The organism is Saccharothrix sabaoui (assembly GCF_051756985.1).
Lineage (GTDB): Bacteria > Actinomycetota > Actinomycetes > Mycobacteriales > Pseudonocardiaceae > Actinosynnema.
The window spans coordinates 34,520-57,480 of record NZ_JBPKJK010000048.1; the positions used below are offsets into that span (position 1 = coordinate 34,520).

The 22,961-nt window shown below is 73.8% G+C and carries 21 protein-coding genes; 7 read left to right on the forward strand and 14 right to left on the reverse strand.

Features of this window, described 5'->3' with window-relative positions; all coding sequences use genetic code 11:
* The first annotated feature begins 69 nt into the window (after positions 1–69).
* Positions 70–633: a TetR/AcrR family transcriptional regulator gene (locus tag ACR807_RS17235; RefSeq protein WP_438922340.1), complete on the forward strand. Its 564-nt coding sequence runs from the start codon at positions 70–72 to the stop codon at positions 631–633.
* Here ACR807_RS17235 and ACR807_RS17240 read toward each other — a convergent pair.
* Entirely contained in the window at positions 623–2,068 is a 1,446-nt protein-coding gene (locus tag ACR807_RS17240; RefSeq protein WP_438922341.1) for an aldehyde dehydrogenase family protein, read from the reverse strand. The genes ACR807_RS17235 and ACR807_RS17240 overlap by 11 nt on opposite strands.
* Positions 2,069–2,103: 35 nt before the next feature.
* Positions 2,104–2,814, reverse strand: coding sequence for a phosphotransferase (locus ACR807_RS17245; protein WP_438922342.1), 711 nt, complete (start codon positions 2,812–2,814; stop codon positions 2,104–2,106).
* Between the two features lie 51 nt (positions 2,815–2,865).
* Here ACR807_RS17245 and guaA point away from each other — a divergent pair, with 51 nt between their 5' ends.
* Positions 2,866–4,425, forward strand: coding sequence for a glutamine-hydrolyzing GMP synthase (gene guaA, locus ACR807_RS17250; RefSeq protein ID WP_438922343.1), 1,560 nt, complete (start codon positions 2,866–2,868; stop codon positions 4,423–4,425).
* A gap of 83 nt (positions 4,426–4,508) precedes the next feature.
* Here the strand turns inward: guaA and ACR807_RS17255 are convergent, their stop codons facing one another.
* Both ACR807_RS17255 and ACR807_RS17260 read right to left on the reverse strand, forming a co-directional pair.
* Positions 4,509–4,712 carry a hypothetical protein gene (locus tag ACR807_RS17255; protein WP_438922344.1) on the reverse strand — a complete coding sequence of 68 codons (204 nt, stop codon included), beginning with the start codon at positions 4,710–4,712 and terminating at the stop codon, positions 4,509–4,511.
* On the reverse strand, positions 4,705–5,916 hold the full coding sequence (locus tag ACR807_RS17260; RefSeq protein WP_438922345.1) for a PspC domain-containing protein: 1,212 nt from the start codon (positions 5,914–5,916) through the stop codon (positions 4,705–4,707). The genes ACR807_RS17255 and ACR807_RS17260 overlap by 8 nt, the downstream gene beginning before the upstream one ends.
* Before the next feature lie 60 nt (positions 5,917–5,976).
* Here ACR807_RS17260 and ACR807_RS17265 point away from each other — a divergent pair, with 60 nt between their 5' ends.
* Entirely contained in the window at positions 5,977–7,236 is a 1,260-nt protein-coding gene (locus ACR807_RS17265; RefSeq protein WP_438922346.1) for an ATP-binding protein, read from the forward strand.
* A 20-nt stretch (positions 7,237–7,256) separates the two neighbouring features.
* On the forward strand, positions 7,257–7,907 hold the full coding sequence (locus ACR807_RS17270; RefSeq protein ID WP_306743570.1) for a response regulator: 651 nt from the start codon (positions 7,257–7,259) through the stop codon (positions 7,905–7,907).
* 51 nt (positions 7,908–7,958) lie between these two features.
* Here ACR807_RS17270 and ACR807_RS17275 read toward each other — a convergent pair whose 3' ends face one another.
* The 3 genes from ACR807_RS17275 to ACR807_RS17285 all read right to left on the reverse strand — a co-directional run bounded on the left by ACR807_RS17275 (position 7,959) and on the right by ACR807_RS17285 (position 10,857).
* The gene (locus ACR807_RS17275; RefSeq protein ID WP_438922347.1) at positions 7,959–9,302 is read right to left on the reverse strand and encodes a serine/threonine-protein kinase; all 1,344 of its coding nucleotides are present in this window, start codon (positions 9,300–9,302) and stop codon (positions 7,959–7,961) included.
* A gap of 24 nt (positions 9,303–9,326) precedes the next feature.
* The gene (locus ACR807_RS17280; protein WP_438922348.1) at positions 9,327–9,737 is read right to left on the reverse strand and encodes an SsgA family sporulation/cell division regulator; all 411 of its coding nucleotides are present in this window, start codon (positions 9,735–9,737) and stop codon (positions 9,327–9,329) included.
* 184 nt (positions 9,738–9,921) lie between these two features.
* A complete protein-coding gene (locus ACR807_RS17285; RefSeq protein ID WP_438922349.1) occupies positions 9,922–10,857 on the reverse strand; it encodes a DMT family transporter in 936 nt (311 codons plus the stop codon).
* A 63-nt stretch (positions 10,858–10,920) separates the two neighbouring features.
* Between ACR807_RS17285 and ACR807_RS17290 the strand changes: the two genes are divergently transcribed.
* On the forward strand, positions 10,921–11,814 hold the full coding sequence (locus tag ACR807_RS17290) for a LysR family transcriptional regulator (protein ID WP_438922350.1): 894 nt from the start codon (positions 10,921–10,923) through the stop codon (positions 11,812–11,814).
* A 30-nt stretch (positions 11,815–11,844) separates the two neighbouring features.
* Here the strand turns inward: ACR807_RS17290 and ACR807_RS17295 are convergent, their stop codons facing one another.
* The 6 genes from ACR807_RS17295 to ACR807_RS17320 all read right to left on the reverse strand — a co-directional run bounded on the left by ACR807_RS17295 (position 11,845) and on the right by ACR807_RS17320 (position 18,703).
* Positions 11,845–13,461, reverse strand: a complete 1,617-nt coding sequence (locus tag ACR807_RS17295) for a serine/threonine-protein kinase (protein ID WP_438922351.1) — start codon at positions 13,459–13,461, stop codon at positions 11,845–11,847.
* Positions 13,462–13,566: 105 nt separating this feature from the next.
* Positions 13,567–14,922: a serine/threonine-protein kinase gene (locus ACR807_RS17300; protein WP_438922352.1), complete on the reverse strand. Its 1,356-nt coding sequence runs from the start codon at positions 14,920–14,922 to the stop codon at positions 13,567–13,569.
* A 358-nt stretch (positions 14,923–15,280) separates the two neighbouring features.
* A complete protein-coding gene (locus ACR807_RS17305; protein WP_438922353.1) occupies positions 15,281–16,159 on the reverse strand; it encodes a hypothetical protein in 879 nt (292 codons plus the stop codon).
* Between the two features lie 159 nt (positions 16,160–16,318).
* Positions 16,319–17,014 (reverse strand): hypothetical protein, encoded by a 696-nt coding sequence (locus ACR807_RS17310; RefSeq protein ID WP_438922354.1) that lies wholly within the window; start codon positions 17,012–17,014, stop codon positions 16,319–16,321.
* 254 nt (positions 17,015–17,268) lie between these two features.
* Positions 17,269–18,177, reverse strand: a complete 909-nt coding sequence (locus ACR807_RS17315; RefSeq protein ID WP_438922355.1) for a hypothetical protein — start codon at positions 18,175–18,177, stop codon at positions 17,269–17,271.
* A 208-nt stretch (positions 18,178–18,385) separates the two neighbouring features.
* Positions 18,386–18,703, reverse strand: a complete 318-nt coding sequence (locus ACR807_RS17320) for a hypothetical protein (protein ID WP_438922356.1) — start codon at positions 18,701–18,703, stop codon at positions 18,386–18,388.
* Positions 18,704–18,767: 64 nt separating this feature from the next.
* On the opposite strand from ACR807_RS17320, the gene ACR807_RS17325 reads away from it, so the two are divergent.
* Positions 18,768–19,865: an arginase family protein gene (locus ACR807_RS17325; RefSeq protein ID WP_438922357.1), complete on the forward strand. Its 1,098-nt coding sequence runs from the start codon at positions 18,768–18,770 to the stop codon at positions 19,863–19,865.
* Here ACR807_RS17325 and ACR807_RS17330 read toward each other — a convergent pair.
* Complete coding sequence (locus ACR807_RS17330; protein WP_438922358.1) at positions 19,834–20,139, reverse strand: chorismate mutase; 306 nt, start codon at positions 20,137–20,139, stop codon at positions 19,834–19,836. The two genes, ACR807_RS17325 and ACR807_RS17330, sit on opposite strands and share 32 nt — an antisense overlap.
* Positions 20,140–20,356: 217 nt before the next feature.
* On the opposite strand from ACR807_RS17330, the gene pcrA reads away from it, so the two are divergent.
* Positions 20,357–22,669 carry a DNA helicase PcrA gene (pcrA, locus tag ACR807_RS17335; protein ID WP_438922359.1) on the forward strand — a complete coding sequence of 771 codons (2,313 nt, stop codon included), beginning with the start codon at positions 20,357–20,359 and terminating at the stop codon, positions 22,667–22,669.
* Positions 22,670–22,961 lie beyond the last annotated feature (292 nt).

Consider the following 22,961-nt stretch of genomic DNA (forward strand, 5'->3'; position numbering starts at 1 on the left):
TTCGGCGGGGAGCGGGAGCGATCCGGCGGGCGCGCGGGGGGACACCGGGCGGCAGGGGAGAATGGCGCTATGACCAAGCCCGTCGAAACCCGGCAGCGGATCGTCGGCGCCGTGCTGCGGATCATCGGCGAGGACGGCGTCGCCGGCGTGACCAACCGGCGCATCGCCCAGGAGGCGGGCGTCTCGCTCGGCTCGATCACCTACCACTTCGCCACGCAGCAGGACCTGCTGCGGGAGAGCATGCGGCACTTCGTCGCCGAGGAGACGCGCCGGTTCGCCGACCTGGCGCGGGAGAACCAGGCCGGGTGCGCCGACCTGGAGCAGGTCGTCGAGGTGGTGTGCCAGGTCGGCGAGGCGACCCCGGCGGACAGCGACCGGATCGCCCCCTACGAGCTGTACCTGCACGCCGGGCGCGACCCGGAGCTGCGCGCCGCCGCCGCCGAGTGCTTCGCCGCGTACGACGAGCTGGCCTCGACCGTGCTCGCCTCCATCGGCGTCGAGGTCGCCGACGAGGTCGCCGGGGCCGTCGTCGCCATGGTGATGGGGCTCAAGCTGCGGGCCCTGTCCACCGGCTCCGACCCCGGCGCGCTCGTCGACGGCCTCGTGGCCGTCGCCAAGGCGCTCACACGGTGATGCCGGTGAGCACCATCGTGCGCTCCTCGGTGAAGTCCTCCATCGCCGACCGCACGCCCTCGCGGCCCGTGCCCGAGCCCTTCACGCCGCCGTACGGCATCTGGTCGGCCCGGTAGGACGGCACGTCGCCGATGATCACGCCGCCGACCTCCAGCTCGGCCGCCGCCTCGAAGGCGACCGCCACGTCACGGGTGAACACACCGGCCTGCAACCCGTAGTCGGTGGCGTTGGCCTGCTCGAACGCCTCCGCGACCGAGTCCACCACGGACACCGCGAGCACCGGCCCGAACACCTCCTGGTGCCACAGCTTCGCCGTCTCCGGCACGTCCTGCACCACGGTCGGCTCGACCGTGGTGCCGGTGCGCCCGCCGCCCACGTGCAGGGTCGCCCCGCCCGCGACGGCCTCGGCCACCCACTCCTCGACCCGGCGCGCGTTGTCCTCGTCGATCAGCGGCCCGACCTCGACCTCGGGGTCGTGCGGGTCGCCGGTCCGCAGCGACCGCACGGCCGCCACCAGCTTCGGCACGAACTCGTCCGCCACGTCCCGGTGCACGATCACCCGCTGCACGGCGATGCACGACTGCCCGGCCTGGTAGTTGCCGAACGTGGCGATCCGCGAGGCCGCGAGGTCCAGGTCCGGCCAGTCCGGGCACACGACGGCCGCCGAGTTCGACCCCAGCTCCATCACGACGTGCTTGCGCGGCGCGTCGTCCATCAGCGACCAGCCGACCGAGGTCGAGCCGGTGAACGAGATGACCGGCAGCCGCTCGTCGGTCACCAGCGACTTCATGTCGCCGCCGCGCACCGGCAGCACGGAGAACGCGCCCTCGGGCAGGTCGGTCGCCGCCAGCAGCTCGCCGAGCAGCAGCGCGGACAGCGGCGTCGCCGACGCGGGCTTCACGATCACCGGCGCGCCGACCGCCAGCGCGGGCGCGACCTTGTGCGCCACCAGGTTCAGCGGGAAGTTGAACGGCGCCACGGCCAGCACGGGGCCGCGCGGCACCCGGCGCACGAGGGCCAGCCGCCCCTCGCCGTTCGGGTCGGTGTCGAGGCGCTGGAGGTCGCCGGTGAACCGGCGGGCCTCCTCGGCGGCGAACCGGAACGTGTTCACGGCCCGCTGGACCTCGATCTCCGCCCACCGCAGCGGCTTGCCGTTCTCCGCCGTGATCGTCTCGGCGATCTCCTCGGCGCGCTCGGCCAACGCTTCGGAAACCTGCACCAGCGCGGTGGCACGGACGTGCGCCGGCGTGCGCCGGAACTCCTTGGCGACGGCCGCCGCGGCGGCCACGGCCCGCTCCACCTGATCGGGTCCCGGCACCGCGACCGACGCCACCTCCGTGCCGTCGAACGGGTGGAAGACGGTGATGGCCCGCACGCCCTGCTCGGCGTGTCCGGCGATCCAGCAGGGCCTCGGCTCGGGGGTGGTCGCGTCCATGGGCCACACCGTATGCCCGTCCGGGTTGGTTCTACCTATCGATCTTGGAAGTGCTCTTTCACATACACCGCGTGCCCGAGGTAGTACTCGTCGTGGCGCTCCGCGCGCTGCCGGTGGAACTCCGGGCGCTCCCGGATCATGGTCACCATGTCGTCCAACCGGGCGAGCACGCGCGCCCCCAGGCCCGTCACCCCGGTGCCGTAGGCCGCGCAGAACAGCTCCGCCCGCCGCCACTGCTCGTCGGGTGTCCCCCACTCGGGCGAGAACGGCACCAGGCAGTACGCGGTGTAGGCGAGGTCCCACCAGCGCGGCCCCGGCCGGGCCCCGTCGAAGTCGATGAACGCGACCGGCAGGCCGTCCCGGAACACCGTGTTGTACGGCGCCAGGTCGTTGTGGCAGATCACCTCGACGGGTGACAGCGCCGGGAACTGCCAGCCGTCCCGCACGTGCGCGAGCCCGGCCGACGCGTCGTGCAGCCGGCGGGCCAGCCGGGCCACCGCCACCAGCACCTCCTCCGAGCGCGCCCACCCCGGCAGCGGCGGGTGGGCCACCTCACCCGCCAGGTGGGTCAGCACCTCCCGGCCGCGCTCGTCCACGCCGTGCGCGCGGGGCGCGATGCCAAGCGGCGCAAGGCGTTCCAGCAGCCGGTGCACGTTCGGCGTCCACGGCCCGGTCGGGCGCCGCACCGTCGCCCCGACCCGGACCACCTCGTTGAGCCCGCCTCCGGTGAGCAGTTCCTCGTCCACGCATGACATCCTTCACCTGCGCGAATCCGCCAGACGAGAGGTTTTGCAGCAGTGGCCGAGAGCAACAACCGCCCTGTGCTGGTCATCGACTTCGGCGCGCAGTACGCGCAGCTGATCGCCCGACGGGTCCGGGAGGCGCAGGTCTACTCGGAAGTCGTCCCGCACACCACACCCGTGGCGGAGCTGCTCGAACGCGACCCGGCCGCCATCGTGCTGTCCGGCGGGCCGTCCAGCGTCTACGAGCCCGGCGCCCCGCAGGTGGACCCGAAGCTGTTCGACGTCGACGTGCCGGTGTTCGGCATCTGCTACGGCTTCCAGGCCATGGCGGGCGCCCTCGGCGGCACGGTCGAGCGCACCGGCGTCCGCGAGTACGGCCGCACCGAGCTGGGCGTGCGGGCGTCCGGCGGCCTCCTGCACGAGGAGCTGCCCGCCAGCCACCCCGTGTGGATGAGCCACGGCGACTCGGTGACCAAGGCACCCGAGGGCTTCACCGTGACCGCGACCAGCGAGGGCGCGCCGGTGGCCGCGTTCGAGAACCGGGAGCGCCGGTTCGCGGGCGTGCAGTACCACCCGGAGGTGGGGCACTCGCCGCACGGCCAGGAGGTGCTGCGCCGGTTCCTGCACGAGATCGCGGGCATCCGCCCCCAGTGGACGACCTCGTCGATCGTGGACGAGCAGGTGGCGCGCGTCCGCGAGCAGGTCGGCGACGGCAAGGCCATCTGCGGCCTGTCCGGCGGCGTCGACTCGGCGGTGGCCGCGGCACTCGTGCAGCGCGCCATCGGTGACCGCCTGACCTGCGTGTTCGTCGACCACGGCCTGCTGCGCGCCGGTGAGCGCGCCCAGGTCGAGCGCGACTTCGTGGCCGCGACCGGCGTGAACCTGGTGACCGTGGACGCCCGCGAGCGGTTCCTGGGCGCCCTGGCCGGCGTCACGGACCCCGAGGAGAAGCGCAAGATCATCGGGCGCGAGTTCATCCGCGTCTTCGAGCAGGCCGAGCGCGACCTCAAGGCCGAGGGCGACTACGGGTTCCTCGTGCAGGGCACGCTGTACCCGGACGTGGTCGAGTCCGGCGGCGGCGCGGGCGCGGCGAACATCAAGAGCCACCACAACGTCGGCGGCCTGCCGGACGACCTCCAGTTCACCCTCGTCGAGCCGCTGCGCGCGCTGTTCAAGGACGAGGTGCGCCGGGTCGGCACCGAGCTGGGCCTGCCGGAGACGATCGTGCAGCGGCAGCCGTTCCCCGGGCCGGGCCTGGGCATCCGGATCATCGGCGAGGTGACCGCCGAGCGGCTGGAGATCCTGCGCAAGGCCGACGCCATCGCCCGCGAGGAGCTGACCAGCGCGGGCCTCGACCGGCAGATCTGGCAGTGCCCCGTGGTGCTGCTGGCGGACGTGCGCAGCGTCGGCGTCCAGGGCGACGGCCGCACCTACGGCCACCCGGTCGTGCTGCGGCCGGTGTCCAGCGAGGACGCCATGACGGCGGACTGGACGCGCCTGCCGTACGACGTGCTGGAGCGCATCTCGACCCGCATCACCAACGAGGTGGCGGAGGTCAACCGGGTCGTGCTGGACGTGACGAGCAAGCCGCCGGGCACCATCGAGTGGGAGTGATCCCCGCCTGAACGGCCAGGAGGCCCGTCCCACCCGGGACGGGCCTCCTGCTTCTCCTGAACCCCGGCCGCGGCGCCGGACCCTCAGCCGCGACGCCGGGCCGACCCCGCCAGCAGGCCGATGCCGATGACCACGGCCCCGCCCGCCAGCGCCCACCTCAGGTCGAGGAAGTCGGGCCACGACGCGCCGTCCGAGAGCATGTAGGCGGCGGCGACCAGGGCGGCGACCCCGAACACCAGCCCGACCACGTCGACGCCCCGCTTCTCCACCGAGTCCCCGTCAGCCACGGCTCACCTCCACCTCTCCCAGGTCGCTGCGCACGTCGAGCTCGATCCTCAGCCCACCGGGACCGTCCGCGCCGTCGTCCTCGACGCGCTCCTCCCGGTCCTCGCCGTCCGACACCCGGTCCAGGCAGCGCACCGAGCCGAGGTCCGTGCGGCAGGTCACCTCCACGTCCGCGCCGGCCGGCACCCGCACCCGGGCGCTGCCCACGCCGACCTCGACGGAGGTCTTCACCGTCCCCGTGGCGGGCAGGCCGGTCAGGTCCAGGTCGACCTCGCCGACACCCGTCTCGTAGCGGTCCAGCACCTGCTCGACGGAGGTCGGGGCGGACCGGTTGCTGCCGATGCCCTCGGTGTTGATCGAGTCCAGGTCGGCGGCGGTCATGCCGGCCCCGACGAACGACAGCGGCACGATGAACCACAGCAGGCCCTTGCCCCCGCCGCCGCCGCGCAGCGCGCCGGCCACCAGGCCCAGGCCCATCACCGCGACCAGCAGCCCGATGACGTGCGGCGCGGTGAACCAGGCCGAGTAGCCCGCCGCGACCACCGAACCGGCCAGCACCAGCATCGCCACGCCGAACGTGGCCACGCCGACCCGGGACCTGCGGCGCACCGGCCGCGCCACCACCGGTTCGGGCAAGCCCGCCGGCTCCGGCAGGTCCCACGCGAAGGGGGCCGCGCCCAGCGGGTCCCACGCCGGTGGCGTCACCCGCTCGGTCGTCCGCTCCTGCACCGGCACCCCCGGGTCGTAGGCCGGCAGCGGCGGTGGCGCGTCCGGTCGGTTGAGCTGCCCGCGACCGCGGTGCAGCAGGTAGATCCCGCCGACGGACAGCAGCACGCCGCCGACCATCGTGAACCCGCCGTCGACGAAGAAGCCCGTCGCGGGCAGCACGGCGATCCCCAGCGCCACGGTCAGCGGGGTCGGGGTCGAGCTGCGACCGCGCCCCACCAGTGCCTCGGCCGCCGACGACTCGTCGCCCTCCTGGGCCAGGAACAGCCAGCCCAGCAGGTAGACGAGCACCCCGGCGCCGTTGCACAGCGCCATCGCGACGAACGCCACCCGGACGATCACCGGGTCGATCTGGTACCGCTGCGCGATACCGGCGGCGACACCCGCGATCTTGCGACCGTCGTGTGGCCGCCTGGGTCGGCTGACCCAGAAGTCCTTCAGCGTCTCCTCGACGCCGGCTGCGCTGATGTTCCCGCTCACGGTGACGAGCTTGCCCGCCGGGGAGGGCCCGGCACATCCGGGACGCACCCTGAACCGGGCATGGGGTGGAACCCTGATGACCGGCCCCCGCGCGCGTGTGACGATCGTGCGGTGAGCGTGGAGACGAAGGCCCTGGAGCCGGTCCGCCGCAGGCGCACGGGACGCGTGGTGGCGGGTGTGGCGGGCGGTGTCGCGGAGCACCTGGGCGTCGAGGTGTTCTGGGTGCGCGCGGTGTTCGCCGCGCTGACCGCGCTCAACGGCGTCGGTGTCATCGCCTACGGCCTGCTGTGGCTGTTCGTGCCGCAGCGGGCCGCCGACGTGCCCGAGCGGCCCCCGAACCCGAGGGAGCGCCAGCAGGCGCTGGGCCTGCTGGCCCTGGGCATCGGCGCGGCCGTCGTCACCGGCCTGTTCTCCGGCCCGGTCAGCGGCTGGATCACCGGGCCGCTCGCGGTGGCCATGGTCGGCGCGGCCGTGGTGTGGCGGGAGGCGGACGAGGCGCAGCGCCGCCGCTGGCGGGACGGCGCGCGGTCCGGGCTCCTCGGCAGCGGTCGCACCACGCTCGTGCGGGTGCTCGCGGGCGTCGCGCTGGTCGCCATCGGCATCGGCGTGCTGCTGGTCAACAGCTACGGCATCGACCAGCTGCGGTTCGCCCTGCTCGCCGTGGTCGCCACGCTCGGCGGCGTGGCGGTGCTCACCGTGCCCCTGTGGATCAAGCTGATCAACGACCTGGGCGAGGAGCGCCGGGTCCGCATCCGCACCGAGGAACGCGCCGAGATCGCCGCCCACCTGCACGACTCCGTGCTGCAAACGCTTGCGCTCATCCAGAAGCAGGCCGAGCAGCCGCGCGAGGTCAAGCGCCTCGCCCGCGGCCAGGAGCGGCAGCTGCGCGAGTGGCTGTACGGCAACGTCCTGGAGGACAACAGCAGGCCCAAGACGCTGTCCGCGGCCATCGCGAAGGCGTCCGGCGAGGTCGAGGACCAGTTCGCGCTGGCCGTGCAGCAGGTCGTGGTCGGCGACTGCGAGCTGGACCCCGACCTGTACGCCCTGGTGCAGGCGGCCCGCGAGGCGGTGGTCAACGCGGCCAAGCACGCGGGCGTCGCGGAGATCAGCGTGTACGGCGAGGTGGAGCCGGAACGCGTCACCGTGTTCGTGCGCGACCGGGGCAAGGGGTTCGACCCGGGGACCGTCCCGGAGGACCGGCATGGCCTCGCGGACTCCATCGGGGGGAGGATGGAGAGGCACGGCGGCGAAGTCCGCATCCGCACCTCGCTCGGCGAGGGCACGGAGGTGCAGCTGATGATGCCGAGGAAGTACGACTAGTGACGGACGGGGGCCGGACCGTGGCGGTACGGGTGTTCCTGGTGGACGACCACGCGCTGTTCCGCGCGGGTGTGCGGGCCGAGCTGGACTCGATCACCGACGAGGTCGAGGTGGTCGGCGAGGCGGGCTCCGTCGGGGAGGCGGTCGTCGGCATCGGCCACCACCGGCCCGACGTGGTGCTGCTCGACGTGCACATGCCGGACGGCGGCGGCGCGGAGGTGCTGCGGCAGGTCCGCACGGCGCTGCCCGAGGTGGTGTTCCTGGCGCTGTCGGTGTCCGACGCGGCCGAGGACGTCATCGCGGTCATCCGCGCCGGCGCGCGCGGGTACGTGACGAAGACGATCTCCAGCCAGGAGCTGGTGCGCGCGGTCGTGCGGGTCGCGGAGGGCGACGCGGTGTTCAGCCCGCGGCTGGCCGGGTTCGTGCTGGACGCGTTCGCCGACCGGCCGGGCGCGGCCCCGATCAGCGACCCGGAGCTGGACCTGCTGACCCCGCGCGAGCGGGACGTGCTGCGGCTGCTGGCGCGCGGCTACGCGTACAAGGAGATCGCCTCGGAGCTGTTCATCTCGGTGAAGACGGTCGAGACGCACGTGTCGAGCGTGCTGCGCAAGACGCAGCTGTCCAACCGGTACGAACTGTCGCGCTGGGCGTCGGACCGCCGCCTGGTCTGACGGGGGCGCCCGGTCTGACGGGGCGCCCGGTCCGACGGGGGCGCGGCGGGGCTACTCCAGCTGCTCCGCCGAGGCGATCCGCAGCCTGCCCTCGGCCGGCCGCACGTCCAGTTCGTAGGGCAGGGACGAGCTGGTGCCGCCGGACACGAACGTCACCAGGACCCGCACCGCGTAGGCGTCGCCCTCGTGCCGCACGACCCGGGGGTCGTCGGTCAGCACGTCCTCGTACTGCCCCCAGAACCGCTGGTACTGCTCGAACGGCTGCCGGAACGACAGCGCCAGGTTCTGGTAGGCCGTGGTCGTGTCCTCGGGCAGCGCCCGGTAGTGGTCGCGCACCAGGGCCACCGCGTCGTCCGCGGTGGGGGCGGGCGGGGCCGACTCCCGGGCGGGCGCGGGCGACGGCGCGGCGCGGTCGTCCGCGGGGGGCCCGGCGCGGTCCGGCCAGTACCGCACGGCCGCCAGCGTGCCCCCGCCCAGCAGCACGGCCACCACGGCGGCCACGACCGCGGCGGCCAGCCGGCGCGGGCGGCGGGTCCGACCGGGTTCCGCCGCGGGCGGCGCGGTCATCGGCGCGGTCGGGGGTCCGTGCGCGGCCAGCAGGTCCACCACCTCGGCCGCGGTGGGCCGGTCCTCCGGGGACGCGGACAGCACGCGCGTGACCAGGTCCGTCAGCTCGCCCGACCGGGTCGGCGGCTCGATCCGGCCCGCGGCGGCCCGGTAGAGCAGGCCGAAGCTGTTCTCGGAGGCGCCGTAGGGTGACTTGCCCTCGGTCGCCGCGTACAGGGTCGCGCCGAGGGAGAAGACGTCGGAGGCCATGCCCGGCTGCTCGCCGCGCGCCACCTCGGGCGCCAGGTACGCCGGGGTGCCGGTGATCATGCCGCTGTCGGTCAGCGTGCCGTCGCCCGCGGCGCGGGAGATGCCGAAATCGGTGAGCTTCACCGTGCCGTCGTGCCCGATGAGGACGTTGGAGGGTTTCACGTCCCGGTGCACGATGCCCGCCGCGTGCGCGGCGGCGAGCGCGGCGGCGACCTGACCGCCGATCCTGGCCACCTCGGGCGGGTCCAGGGGACCGTCCTCCGCCAGCAGCCCGGCGAGGCTGCGGGAGGGCAGGTGCTCCATGACCAGCCATGGCCGGTCGTCCTCGACCACCACGTCGAAGACCGCGACCGCATTGGGGTGGTGCAGCCGGGCCGCGTTGCGCGCCTCGCGCATCGCCCGCGCCCTGGCGACCTCGGCCTCCTCGGCCGTCAGGTCGGGCATCCGGAGCTGCTTCACGGCCACCTCGCGGTCCAGCAGCTCGTCGTGCGCCCGCCAGACGACGCCCATGGCGCCGCTGCCGATCCGCTCGACCAGCGCGTACCGACCGCCGCCTACCGTCCCCCCGGACCCCGTCACGGGTTACGAGGGTAGGCGACGGGGTCAGTTGGTCGAGACCAGCTTGGCCAATTCGCGGTCGAAGTCGATCCACAGGTCCTCCTCGCCGGGCTGCACCACGTCGTAGGTGAGGTCCAGGAACTCGGCGATGTGCTCGGCCTCGGCGGACAGGATCGCGAAGCCCGTCGGCGCGTTCAGCTCCAGCAGGACCCGCTCCGGGTCGTCGGCGGCCGGGCGGACCAGGATGTCGCCCTCGCCGGACGGGGTCAGCAGGCCGTCGGCCAGCAGGTCCCGGGCGAAGATCCACTCGACCTTGCCCTGCCCGGTGTGGAACAGGACGGCGACCGCGTACGGGTCCTCCGGTTCGTAGTGCAGCTCGGCCTCCACCGGTGCCGGGGCGATCCCCGGGACGAGGAGGTGGAACGTCGTCGTGGTGGTGATGCTCTCGGTGCTCATGACTCGGGGGTTCCCTCCGGTGTGCGTCCCTTTCATGTGAAGAGACGTCCGAGGGGGCGAATCGGGACGTGGTTCGCCTGAACACCACGCGATCGGGGGAGACCTGGGTCTCAAGTCCACCCGTTTGCCCAGGACGGGTGTCTCAACTGGCCCATACCGGCGGGTAACCCAGTGTTATCGCAGGTCACTTGAGCGTAGTCGCCAACTCCCGCGCCGGCTCGGCGGGCACCGCGGCGGGCCGCTTCCGGGTCAGCGCGACCCCCGCCAGGACGACCACCGTGCCGACCACGACGCGCGCGTCGAGGGGCTCGCCGAGGAACGCGGCGCCGAGCAGGACGGACACCACCGGCAGCAGGTAGCTGACCGTCGTGGCGTCGGTCGCGCCCACGTCCTGGATGAGCCGGTAGTTGAGCGCGAACGCCACGCCGGTGCCGAACACGCCGAGGAAGGCCACGGCCGCCAGCGGGCGCCAGTCGAGGTGCACCGGTTGGAGGCCGCCCACGGGCACGACGAGCGCCGTGAGGCCCGAGGCGGCCACCAGCTGCGTGGCGGAGAGCTGGAGGGGCGTGGGGCCGCGCCCGGCCACCGTGCGGCCCACGTAGGCGTAGCAGAGCGCGTAGGACGCCGCGGCCAGCAGGCACGCCAGCGCGCCCCAGCTCGCCAGCCCGGACCTCTCCCACGGCGCGAAGATGAGCAGGGTGCCCGCGAAGCCGAGCGCGAGGCCCGTGACCCGCGCCGCGCCGCCGTTCCGCTCGGAACCCAGCACCAGGCCGATCGCCAGCGCCCACAGCGGCGTGGTGGCGTTGAGCACGCCGGCCACGCCGGAGTCCACCGTCTGCTCGCCCACCGCGAAGAGCACGAACGGGATGACGTTGCCGAACACCGCGGCGAGGGCCAGGTGGCCCCACACGGCGCGGTCGCGCGGCAGGCGCTGCCCGCCCGCCCGGAGCAGCACCACGAGCACGGCCGCGCCCAGGACCGTGCGCGCCAGGGCGATCTGGACCGGCGACAGGCCGGTGAGGGCGATCTTGATCCACAGGAAGCTGGAACCCCACAGGAGGGCCAGGACACCCATCCTGATCAGCGTGGCAGGACTGTTCACGGCCCTACACTGGGCCATTCGGAACGTAAGGACAAGTTAATAGAACTGCACGACCTTTAAGCAGAAATGTACGATCACGTCATGTTGGACGTGCGACGGATGCAGGTGCTCCGGGCCGTGGTCTCCACCGGTTCCATCACCGCCGCGGCGGCGAACCTCGGGTACACGCCCTCGGCCGTCAGCCAGCAGGTGGCGGCCCTGGAGCGGCAGGCGGGGCTGCCGCTGCTGGACCGCGTGGGGCGCGGCGTGCGGCCCACCCAGGCGGGCCGGGTGCTCACCGAGCACGCCGCCCACATCACCGACCGGCTCGTCGAGGCCGAGGCGGCGCTGGCCGACCTGCGCGAGGGCCGCACCGGGCTGCTGCGCGTCCGGTACTTCGCCACCGCGGGCGCGGCGCTCGTGCCGCCCGCCGTGGCCGCGTTCCGGACCGCCCACCCGGACGTGCGGCTCGACCTGAAGCTCACCGAACCGGACGACCCGGTGGTCGAGGTGGGTGCCGGGCGCGCCGACGTGGCCGTCGTCGTGCACCACGCGGCCGGCGGGCCGCCGCGCGGCGTGCACCTCGTGCACCTGCTCGACGACCCGTACCTGGCCGTGCTGCCGCGCGGGCACGAACTGGCCCGCAAGCGCGTGCTCGACCTCGCCGACCTGGCCGGGGAGCAGTGGGTGGACGCCGTCGTGCCGCCCGGGCCGTGCCGCGACATCGTGCTCGACGCGTGCGCGGGGGCGGGCTTCGCGCCCAACGTCGTGGTGGAGGCCGACGACTACCCGACCGCGCAGGGCTTCATCGCGGCCGGGCTCGGCGTGACCGTCGTGCCCAAGCTCAGCCTGGGCGTCGTGCACCCCGGCGTGGTGGTGCGCAGGCTGCGCCGCCCCGAGCCGACCAGGACCATCTGCGCGGCCGTGCGGGAGGACGCCGCCGGCTCGCCCGCCGTGGCCAGCCTGCTGGCGGCGCTGGCGGAGGCCGCCGCCTGAGCCTCCCGGGCGTCGCCGCCCGGGGGTCGCCTACGGGCGGCCGAGGTCCTGCTCGTTGGAGATGAACAGGCTCTGCTGCGCCCACTGGAGCACGATCAGCTTGCGCTCCACGACCTTCGACCCGCTCTTCGTGGTGAAGGTCAGCTCGACCTCGTAGGCGAAGTCGGAGTTCCTCGTCACACCGGTCAGCTCGACCGTCTCGAACTGGTTCCACCAGGACTTGTACTGCTCGAACCCGCCCTTGGCGTCCCGCATGGGCTGGGCCAGGCGGCCCCAGCTCGCGTCCAGGTCGACCGGCAGCAGCTCGTAGTACTCGCGGACCGTCCGCTCCTGGTCCTGCTGGGTCGGCGCGCTGGTGTAGGTGGCGGGCGGGGCCACCACCTTCCGCGTCGACGTCGTGGACGGCTCGCCGCCCGCGGCGGGCGCGGTGGTCGAGGTGCCCGGCCCCGCCTGGTCGTTCGGCTGACCACCGCTGTCGGACATCAGGCTGGCCAGCAGGATGCCCGCGGTGGCCGCGCCCGCGATGGCGAGCGCGGTGATCACGGCGGAGCGCTTGCCCTTGAGCGGGCCGCCGCGACCGACCGGTCTCGACGCGCCGCGTTGGCGGTCCGGCGGCGGGACGTACGCCGCGGGCCGGGGCTGGTGCGCGGGCTGCGGCGCGACCGGGGCGGCCACCCGCGTCGCTGCGGGCGAGCCCTGGCGGCCCTGGGGGACGCCGGACGCGGGCGTCATCGCACGGGTCGCCGTGGCCGGCGCCTGCACGGGCGCGCCCTGCCACGACGGCGGGTGGCTCTGCGGCATCGGCACCGGGAACTCCGGGGCCGACCGGCCCGCGGCCACCGCCGCCAGCGCCTCGCGCGCCTCGGCCATCGTCGGCCGGTCCTCCGGCTCGGCGCGCAGCAGGCGCATCAGCAGCGCCGTCAGCGGACCGGCCTGCTTCGGCGGCACGACCTTGCCCGACGCCACCTGGTGCAGCAGCGCGATGGTGTTCTCGTTCAGGCCGAACGGCGGCATGCCCTCGATCGCCGCGTACAGCGTCGAGCCCAGCGAGAACACGTCCGACGGCGGGCCCGGGTCGTAGCCCTTGGCCACCTCGGGCGCGAGGTACGCCGGGGTGCCGGCGAGCATGCCGGTCGCGGTGACCGTGACGTCGCCGGTGGCCCGGGAGATGCCGAAGTCGGTGATCTTCACCGTGCCCTCGTTGCCGAGGAGGATGTTGCCGGGCTTGATGTCGCGGTGCACGATGCCCGCGTTGTGCGCGGCGGCGAGCGCCGACGCCACCTGCTGCCCGATGGAGGCCACGTCGCGGGGCGGCAGCGTGCCGCGCTCCGACAGCGCCGTGGACAGGCTCTTGGACGGCAGGTACTCCATCACCAGCCACGGCTGGCCGTCGTCCTCCGCCACGTCGTACACCGCGATGGCGTGCGGGTGCTGGAGGCGGGCCGCGATCCGGCCCTCGCGCATCGCGCGGCGCTTCGCCTCGTCGGTGTCGGCTTCCGCCAGCCCCGGTTGGAGCAGCAGCTGCTTCACGGCCACGGTGCGGTGCAGGCGCTCGTCGTGCGCCTGCCAGACGATGCCCATCGCACCGCTGCCGATCCGCTGGCCCAGTCGGTAGCGGCCGGCAACCAGGCGGCCATCGTCGGTCACGGCGTGCTCCCAGTAAGTGCTAGGACTTCTGTGGCGAACGACCGGACGCCACTAGGACAAGAACGGTGCATCACCCGATTGGGTTCGACGCACACCATACGAGGTTCACGGCTGCTCCTGGACGGCAGTCGTCGTGGTCGTCGTCGTCGTGGTGGTCGTCGTGGTCGCCGCCGGCGTCGACACCGGCGGCTTCGTGGTCGTGGTGGTCGTCGTGGTGGTGGTCGTCGGCTCCTGCGTCGTGGTGGTCGTCGGCTCCGGGATCGTGGTCGTGGGGACCACCTCCTGGGTCGTCGTCACCACCTGCGACGGCGTCGTGGTGGTCGTCGGCGCGGGCGTGGACGAGCTGGAGCCGCCCGCCGGCGGGGTGGCCGGGGCCTTGTCGAACACGTCGAGCGCGACCAGCAGGAAACCGATCAGCAGGACGGCGCCCAGCACGACCGCGGCGATCGCCAGCGCCCGGTTGTTGTTCGACCGCGGCGGGGCCACCGGCGGGATGGAGCCCGTCGTCCGGGGGCCGACCGTGCGCGGGCCGGGGCGCACCACGCGGGTGCGGTCGGCGTCCAGCACGGTCGTCGCGCCCGCGCCCAGCGGCGCCAGGCCGATGGAGGTGGCCGGGGCCAGCCCTGTCAGGCTCGGGTTGCGGCCGTGCGCGACCGCGTTGAGCAGGTCCCGGGCCTGGGCCATGGTCGGCCGGTCCGCGGGGTCGTAGTTGAGGAACCGCAGCAGCACGTCGGTCAGCGGGTGGTCGACCGTCGGCGGGTTGATCCGGCCCGCGGCGACCGCGTGCAGCACGCCCAGGGTGTTCTCCGACAACCCGAACGGCGGCTCGCCCTCGACCGCCGCGTACAGCGTCGAGCCGAGCGAGAACACGTCCGAGGCGGGCGTCGGGTCCTGGCCGCGCGCGATCTCCGGCGCCAGGTAGGCGGGGGTGCCCGCGATCAGGCCGGTCTTGGTGACCGTGACGTCGTCGCTGGCCCGGGAGATGCCGAAGTCGGTGATCTTGACCAGGCCGTTGTCGGCGAGCAGCACGTTGCCGGGCTTCACGTCGCGGTGCACGATCCCGGCGGCGTGGGCGGCGGCCAGCGCGGAGGCGGCCTGCATGCCGATCTGCGCGACCTCCAGCGGGTCCAGCGGACCGTGCTCGGACATCGTGTCGGCGAGGCTGTAGGACGGCAGGTACTCCATGACCAGGCACGGAGCGCCGTCCTCCTCCACCACGTCGTAGACGGCGATGGCGTTGGGGTGGTGCAGCTTCGCGGCGATGCGGCCCTCGCGCATGGCGCGCTGGATGGCCTCGTCCTTCTCGCGCGCCTCCAGGCTGGGCTGGAGCAGCAGCTGCTTGACCGCGACGACGCGGCCGAGCCGCTCGTCCTGGGCACGCCACACGACGCCCATCGCGCCGCTGCCGATCCTGTCCAGGAAACGGTAGCGGTCCGCGATCACGCGACCGTCGTTGCTCACCGGACCACCTCGCTGGGGCGCTGCGTGACCGCGGCAAGGGCAGCTGGTCTCACGCTCGGGCTCCTCGTCGTGCGGGTCGGTGCGCGGAACAGGCTAGGCCACCGCTCGCCCGCAGAGCCTACCTCGGTGGTGGCGGCCGCTTTCGCACCGTTGTGCGGGTCACCCGTGCCGGGGCGGCGCCGGGGGAGGGGCGACCGGGAAGGGATACCGGACGCGGGCCCGGGACGGCAGCCGTTCGCGTGAAGAACGCGCACATTGGGGCCGAACGGCCCAACGGGCGGGGCGACGCCCGTCACGCGCACGCCGAACGGCCGACCCGGGTGTCCCGGGTCGGCGGGTGGTGTGGTGGGTGCTGCGATCAGCTCGCCGGGGCGAAGAAGTCGAAGCCGCCGAGCGGGTCGAGCACGGCGCCCAGGTCCAGGCCGATCCCGACACCGGCGGACGGCGCGCTGGAGGAGGGGGCGCCGGGGGAGGGGGCGCTGGAGGACGGCGGGGTCGAGGAGGACGGCGGGGTGCTCGCGTCCGAGGCGGGCGGCGGCGCGGTGGAGGACGAGGACGGCGGGGTGCTGCCGCTCGGCGGCGCGGGCGTCGTCGTGCCGGTGGTCGGCGGCGGCGGCGTGGTCTGCTCGGTGGCGGTGGTCGGCGCCGGCGTCGTGGTCGCCGGGGCCTGCGGCGTCGTGGTCACCGGCTGCTGGCGCGGCGCCTGCTGCTGCTGGGTGCGCTGCTGCCGCTGGGTGGTCGTCGGCTCCGGCGCGGCGGTCGTGGTCTCGACCTGCGCCTGCTGCGTCTCCTGCTGCTTGGCCGCCGCGGCCCCGAGGTCCTTGGTGAGGGTGTTCGTGGCCCGCGCGGCCGGGCGGGCGTCGAAGCGCACCTCCGCCAGCGGTCGCTCGTCGGGCGACGAGAGCAGGTTGGAGGCGGTGAACGCGACGGTGCCCGCGAGCACCACGCCGCCACCGGCCATCGCGACGATCTTCGGCACGGAGAACCCGCCGCCGCCGCGCTCCTCCTCGCCGGCGCGCCCCTCGCGCTTGAGCAGCTCGGTGATGTGCAGCTCGCGCCCGGAGAGGTTCGCGGAGGGCTTGAAGCGCACCGTCTCCTCGGACCCGCCCGCCGGCTCGGCGTCGGTGATCCTCGGGATCGGCTGCGTCTCCGCCTCACGCCGCGCGATCAGGTCGGCGACCGACAGCTTCGCCGTCGAATCACCGTCCAACCGCCGGCGTTTGTCGTCGTTCGACACCGCTTGAACACCTCTCCCGGTGGAGTGCGTTGCACTGCTGACCGGGCTATGGATACCGAATCGTGACCGAGTACGTAACCCCTTTGGGGGAAGTTTGGCTGATAAACACAGTTGACATGCACATTCGGTCAACTGACAGCGGTGGATCGTCACTCACCGTCAATGTCGCTGCGCGGACAGGACCTCCGTGTCGAGGATGCGCGGCACCGTCGTGTCGGTCAGCCGGAACACCTGCTCGACCCGCATCCAGCCGCCGCCGCGCTCCTGCATCGACACCACGGCGAGGACCGCGCCGTCCGGGCGCAGGGTGGTCGACTCGATCGTGATCGCCTGCACCCCGCGCCACGCCGACACGAACTCGCGGGCGTCGTCGCCCAGCAGCTCCGGCGACAGCAGCCGGGAGGCGTCGGCGGGCCGGGCGGGGAGCAGCTCGAAGAACCGGCGCACGGTGTCCACCTGCGGCCTCGGCCCGATCGGCAGGACGGCCCGCACGTCCTCCCCGACCGGGGACGGCACGTCGACCGCGAGCGGCGCGGCGAGCGGCGGCTGGTCGGCCGGGTCGTCGCCGGTGAAGCCGCCCAGGCGGTCCGCCAGCACGTCCGGGCGCAGCGCGGACGCCCCGCTGATCGCCTCCGGCGCCTCGACGCGCGGTTCCCCCGGCCCGGGGTCGCGGTGCGCGGCCAGCAGCGACGCGGCGGTCGCGGAGGCCAGCACCAGCGCCGCCCCGGCGGCCACGCCGACGAGCCGCGCCCGCCTGCCCCGCCGGTCCGGGCGGGCCGGCGGGACGGGCTCCGGGCCGAGCGGGCCGGTCACCGGGGCGTGCGCCGCGGCCCGCCCGGGGGGAAGGACGCGCACCGGCGCCGGCTGCTTCCTGATGAGCTCGGCAACGGACACCGAACCCGCGCGGCTGTGCCGGCGACCGCTCGTCGTGGGGCGCTGCACTGACGACTCCTCGGCTGGACGACGCAAGACACGTACCGCGTCCGACCAGCGGAAAGCCAGTTCAGCGCATGAGTTCACCCTTTAGTGGCGGTGAGTGGCCAACAGTTGTCGCTCGATCGGGGGAAGCACTACGGAACGGCGTTCCGCTGTGCGTCCGTGAACGACCGCTAGGCGCTCCCGGCGGGCCGCTCGGCGTCGATCAGCAGCTCGCCGACGGTGGTGAACACCAGCTCCCGCCGCTCGGTGCTGGTCGTCCCGTCCTCGCGCGTCACGCGGATGGTGCTGACCGTGACGCCCCGGGCCGGGTCCACGCTGATCCGCTCGACCTCGACCAGCGCCACGTCGGCGAACCGCCCCGCGGCCAGCGCCCGCGCGGTCGACCGGAACCCCTCCGACACCATCGCCGCGGCGGTGTCCGCGTTGCGCACCGCCTCCTCGTAGAACCGCTCCGTGCGGTCGGCGATGGTCTCGGCGTCGACCAGCGGCGCCGAGTCGCCGGGCACGGTCGTGACGCTGGGCGCGGCGGGGGCGACCGCGGTCGCGGTGCGGCTCCCGGACGAGCCGCCGGGCGGGTCGCCCGCGCCGGCGGGGGAGCGGTCGCCCTGGGCGGCGCGCAGGCCCTCACCCGCCCGGCCGGCGGCGGGGGCGCGCTGGTCGCGCGGGACCGGGGCCGCCGTCGTGCCCGCCGTCGACGGGGAGCTGCTCGGGAAACCGGTCAGCAGCGGCACGTCGGTCGGGTAGCCGGGCATCCCGATGCGCTCCACCGGGTTGACCGACCCGACCAGCTTCGCCGCGGCGATGGCCAGGCCCACCAGCACGCCCGCCGAGGACAGCACCGCGAACCACGCGGCCCGCTTCCACGTCCTCGGCGGCGTCACCGAGGCGGGCACCAGCCCGATGTTGAACTTCCGCAACCCCACCGCGTCGGTGTCGACGAGCGGGTCGCGCACCCGTTGCGCCGGCAGGGAGGCCGGCGGCGCGGACGTGCGCGTCAGCTCGCCGCCCACGGGCAGCCAGATCGCCGCCCCGTCCTCGACCCGGTGCCTGCCCGACCGTCCCGGTTCCCCGATGCCCATAGTTCGCGCATACCCCTCCCACCCCCTGGTCGGAGGCCCGGGAAGGGCGGTTCACCTGTGGGCTCAAGTGACTTGCGGGGGCACCGGGGGTGGGTGTCGTGAACCCCGCATCGACCTCACCGTAGGTCCGGGGTCGGCACCGGGCCGCCCGGACCGGCCCCGTGACGGCCACCTCCACACTTAAGAGTGAATTTTGGAGGTTTATCGATCAGCTTCCGCTGTTGAGCCGCTTCCGGGTGCCCTGGAGCGCGTTGGTGGCGGCCAGCCCCGCGCCGCCCGCGATCAGCGCGCCGATGACGTCGCCGGACACACCCTCGCCGGCCGTGATGAGCAGGCCCACCAGCGCGATGATCGTGGTCACCCCGGCGACGGTCCACCGGCTGCGGACGTACTGCGCGACGGGCGCGCCCGCGGCGCGCTTGGACTTGGCGACCGAGCCCAGCATCGCGAGGTACCCGTCGTGCGCCAGCGCGGCCAGCACACCCAGGATCGCGACGAGGCCCGTGATCAGACCGATGACTCCCATGTGCACAGTGTGCCCGCGGCCAAACCCGCTGGACCATCCGTGATCGCCCTGATATCCACCGGTCGTGGAGGTCTTCTGGCACGACGCCTGCCTGGAGCACGACACGGGCTCGGGCCTGTGGGAGCTGCCGGGCTCGTGGGACTGGCTCGACGTCGCCGAACCGCACCCGGAGAGCGCCGCCCGGCTGCGCACGTTCCGGCACGCCCTGCGGCACGGCCCGGTCGCGGAGCACCTGACGTGGTCGGCCGGCCGGTTCGCGACGGACGACGAGCTGGCCCGCGTGCACACCCCCGAGTACCTCGCGGACCTCCGCGACGCCTGCCGGCGGCGGACGAACGTCGAGGTCAACACGGTCGTCGGCCCCGGCTCGTGGGACGCGGTCCGGGCCGCCGCCGGCACCGCGCTGACCGCGTACGAGGCGGTCGCCGCGGGCCGCACGCGCCTGGCCTACGCGCTGGTCCGCCCGCCCGGCCACCACGCGCAGCCGGGCCTCGCGGACGGGTACTGCCTGGTCAACAACGCCGCGCTGGTCGCCGAGACGGCCCGCCGCGCCGGGCGCCGGGTCGCCGTCCTGGACTGGGACGTCCACCACGGCAACGGCACCCAGGAGGTGTTCCGCGACCAGCCGGACGTGCTCACCGTCTCCGTGCACATGCGGCACGGCCCGTGGGGGGCGAACCACGCGCAGACCGGCGGGCCGGAGGAGAGCGGGCCGGGCAACGTCAACGTCGAGCTGTCCCTGGGCGCGGGCGACCACGCCTACCGGCGGGCGCTGGAGGAGGTGGCGTTCCCGGCGATCGCCGAGCACGGCGCGGACCTGCTGGTCTGCGCCTCGGGCTTCGACGGCTCGGCGTTCGACCCGAACGGCAGGCACAACCTCACCGCCGCCGGCTACCGGTGGATCGGCGGCGCGGTGGCCGGCCTCGGCCCGCCCGCCGTGCTCACCCAGGAGGGCGGCTACCTGCGCGGGTACGCCGCGCTGTGCCTGCACGCCCTCGTGGAGGGCCTGCTGGGGCTGGAGCTGCTGGAGGACCCGCTGGCCTACGTGCCGGACGACACCCAGCTGGTGGACGCGGACCTGGCGCGGGCCAGGGCCGCGCTCACCGGCTGGGGGTTCGTCCGGGCGGGCACTAGCGGCCCATCGGACCGCGGCCCAGCTTGAGCAGGATCATGGCCAGGTCGCGGCCCTCGGGGCCGAGTTCCCGGTACCGGTTGAGCACGTCGATCTCCCGGTTGTGCACGATCCGCGTGCCGCCGGCGGCCATCCGCGCCGCGCCGATGATCTTGGAGACCTCGATCCGCCGCTTGACCAGCCGCAGCAGCTCGGCGTCCAAGTGGTCGATCTCCTGGCGCAGCGCGTCGATGTCGTGGTCGGTGTCGCCCTGGTCGGCGTCGTCGTGGTTGGCGCCGGCGGGGGCGGTGTCGGTGCTGTTCATCGTGAGGACCTCTCGAACTCCGGGGGAGTCCCCGTCCCGGAAGCGGCGAAAGCCCCGGGGTCCGAGGACTCCGGGGCTTCGTGGTGGCTTGGCGCGCTAGCGTCCCACGGGAGCCGGAGTCCGGTTCCCGTAGAAAAACTCGAAGTGGGTCGCGCGCACAACCCCACTATGCCACAGCCCCCGGCTTGTCGGGGGCACCCGGTAACGTGGACGGACGATGAGCGCCTTGTTCGACTTGCCCGCAAGTCCTCCCTCCCCCAGGTCCGCTCGACTGCTCGACGACCTCAACCCGGCCCAGCGCCGGGCCGTCGAGCACGCCGGGTCGCCGATGCTCGTCGTCGCCGGAGCGGGTTCCGGCAAGACGAGGGTGCTCACGCGCCGGATCGCGTACCTGCTGTCCGAGCGCGACGTGCACCCCGGTGAGGTCATGGCCATCACCTTCACCAACAAGGCCGCCGCCGAGATGAAGGAGCGCGTGGCCGACCTGGTCGGCGGGCGCGCCCGCTCGATGTGGGTGTCCACGTTCCACTCGATGTGCGTCCGGGTCATGCGCCGCGAGGCCAAGGTGCTGGGCATGTCGTCCACCTTCTCGATCTACGACTCGGACGACACGCGCCGCCTCATCACCCTGGTGGCCCGCGACCTCGACCTGGACCCGAAGCGGTACCCGGCGCGCACGCTCGCCGTCCACATCTCGAACCTCAAGAACGAGCTGGTGGACGCGGCCACGGCCAAGGACCGCGCGGCCAACGACCTGGAGCGCCGCGTCGCCGAGGTCTACGAGAGCTACCAGCGCCGGCTCACCGAGTCGAACTCGCTCGACTTCGACGACCTGATCATGAAGACGGTCGAGCTGCTCCAGGGCCACCCGGACGTGGCCGAGCACTACCACCGCCGGTTCAAGCACGTGCTGGTCGACGAGTACCAGGACACCAACCACGCGCAGTACACGCTGGTCCGCGAGCTGGTCGGCACCGGCTCCGACGGCGTCCCGCCGGCCGAGCTGTGCGTCGTGGGCGACGCGGACCAGTCGATCTACGCGTTCCGCGGCGCGACGATCCGCAACATCGTGGAGTTCGAGCGGGACTACCCGCAGGCCACCACGATCCTGCTGGAGCAGAACTACCGGTCCACGCAGACCATCCTGTCCGCGGCCAACGCGGTCATCTCGCGCAACCCGGACCGGCGCGACAAGCGGCTGTGGAGCGACCTGGGCGACGGCGAGAAGATCGTCGGCTACGTCGCGGACAACGAGCACGACGAGGCGCAGTTCGTCGCGAACGAGATCGACCGGCTGGTCGACTCCGGCGAGGCGAACAACGGCGAGATCGCCGTGTTCTACCGCACCAACAACCAGTCGCGCGTGTTCGAGGAGATCTTCATCCGCCTCGGCCTGCCCTACCGGGTCGTCGGCGGCGTGCGGTTCTACGAGCGGCGCGAGGTGCGGGACGCCCTGGCATACCTGCGGGCGCTGTCCAACCCGGACGACACGGTGTCGCTGCGGCGCATCCTCAACGTGCCCAAGCGCGGCATCGGCGACCGCGCCGAGGCGTGCGTGTCGACCTACGCCGAGCGCGAGCGGGTCGGGTTCGCCCAGGCCCTGCGCGACGCCGTGGTCGGCAAGGTGCCGATGCTCAACCCCCGCTCCCGCAACGCCATCGCCGGGTTCGTCGAGATGATGGACGAGCTGGGCGTGCTGGTCGAGCGCGGCGCCGACGTGGCCGACGTCCTGGAGGCGGTGCTGGAGAAGACCGCCTACCGGGCCGAGCTGGAGGCCAGCGACGACCCGCAGGACCACACCCGGGTGGAGAACCTGAACGAGCTGGTCACGGTGGCCCGCGAGTTCACCGACCTGGGCACGGCGGTCCCGGTCCCCGAGGAGGACGAGGGGCTGCCCGCCGAGGGCTCGCTCGCCGCGTTCCTGGAGCGGGTGTCGCTGGTCGCCGACGCCGACTCGGTGCCGGACGCGGAGTCCGACGGCGTGGTCACGCTGATGACCGTGCACACCGCGAAGGGCCTGGAGTACCCGGTGGTGTTCTGCACGGGCTGGGAGGACGGCGTCTTCCCGCACATGCGGGCCCTGGGCGACCCGGCGGAGCTGTCCGAGGAGCGGCGGCTGGCCTACGTGGCCATCACGCGGGCCCAGCACCGGCTGTACCTGTCGCGGGCGCTGGTGCGCTCGGCGTGGGGCCAGCCGTCGGCGAACCCCGCGTCGCGGTTCCTGGACGAGATCCCGGCCGACCTGGTCGACTGGCGGCGGGTGGAGCCCCGGCGGTCCGCGCCGTCCGCGCCCACGTCGTGGGGCCGGTCGTCGACCTCGTCGCGCCCCGCGCCGGCGGGCAACCAGTGGAAGGACACGCCCGCGATCAAGCTCGACGTGGGCGACCGGGTCACCCACGACAAGTACGGGCTGGGGCGCGTGGTGGCCGTGGACGGCTCCGGGCCGCGGGCGACCGCCACGATCGACTTCGGCGGCTCGGGCACCGTGCGGCTGATGCTCATCGGCGGCGTGCCCCTCGTGAAGCTCTGAGGGGTCCTCTCCCCGCACGTGCTCGACCGCTCTGCACGTGCTCGACCGCCCTGCCGCGCTCGGCTGCGCCGCCGAAAGCTCCACGAGCCGCCTGGGATCACTCGATCGGGGAAATCCGGATTCGGGTGCAACCCGGGCGGCGAGTGGGCGTCTATAGGGGTGTCACCAGCGGGACGCCCGCGCCGTTCGGGGCGGGGCGGGCATCGGGGAGCCGCCGGTGGCGAGGGGGGAAGTGGTGCGTCACCACCGCGTCGGGGCGGTGGCCGCACCGAGGGGTGACACCGCCGGGGGG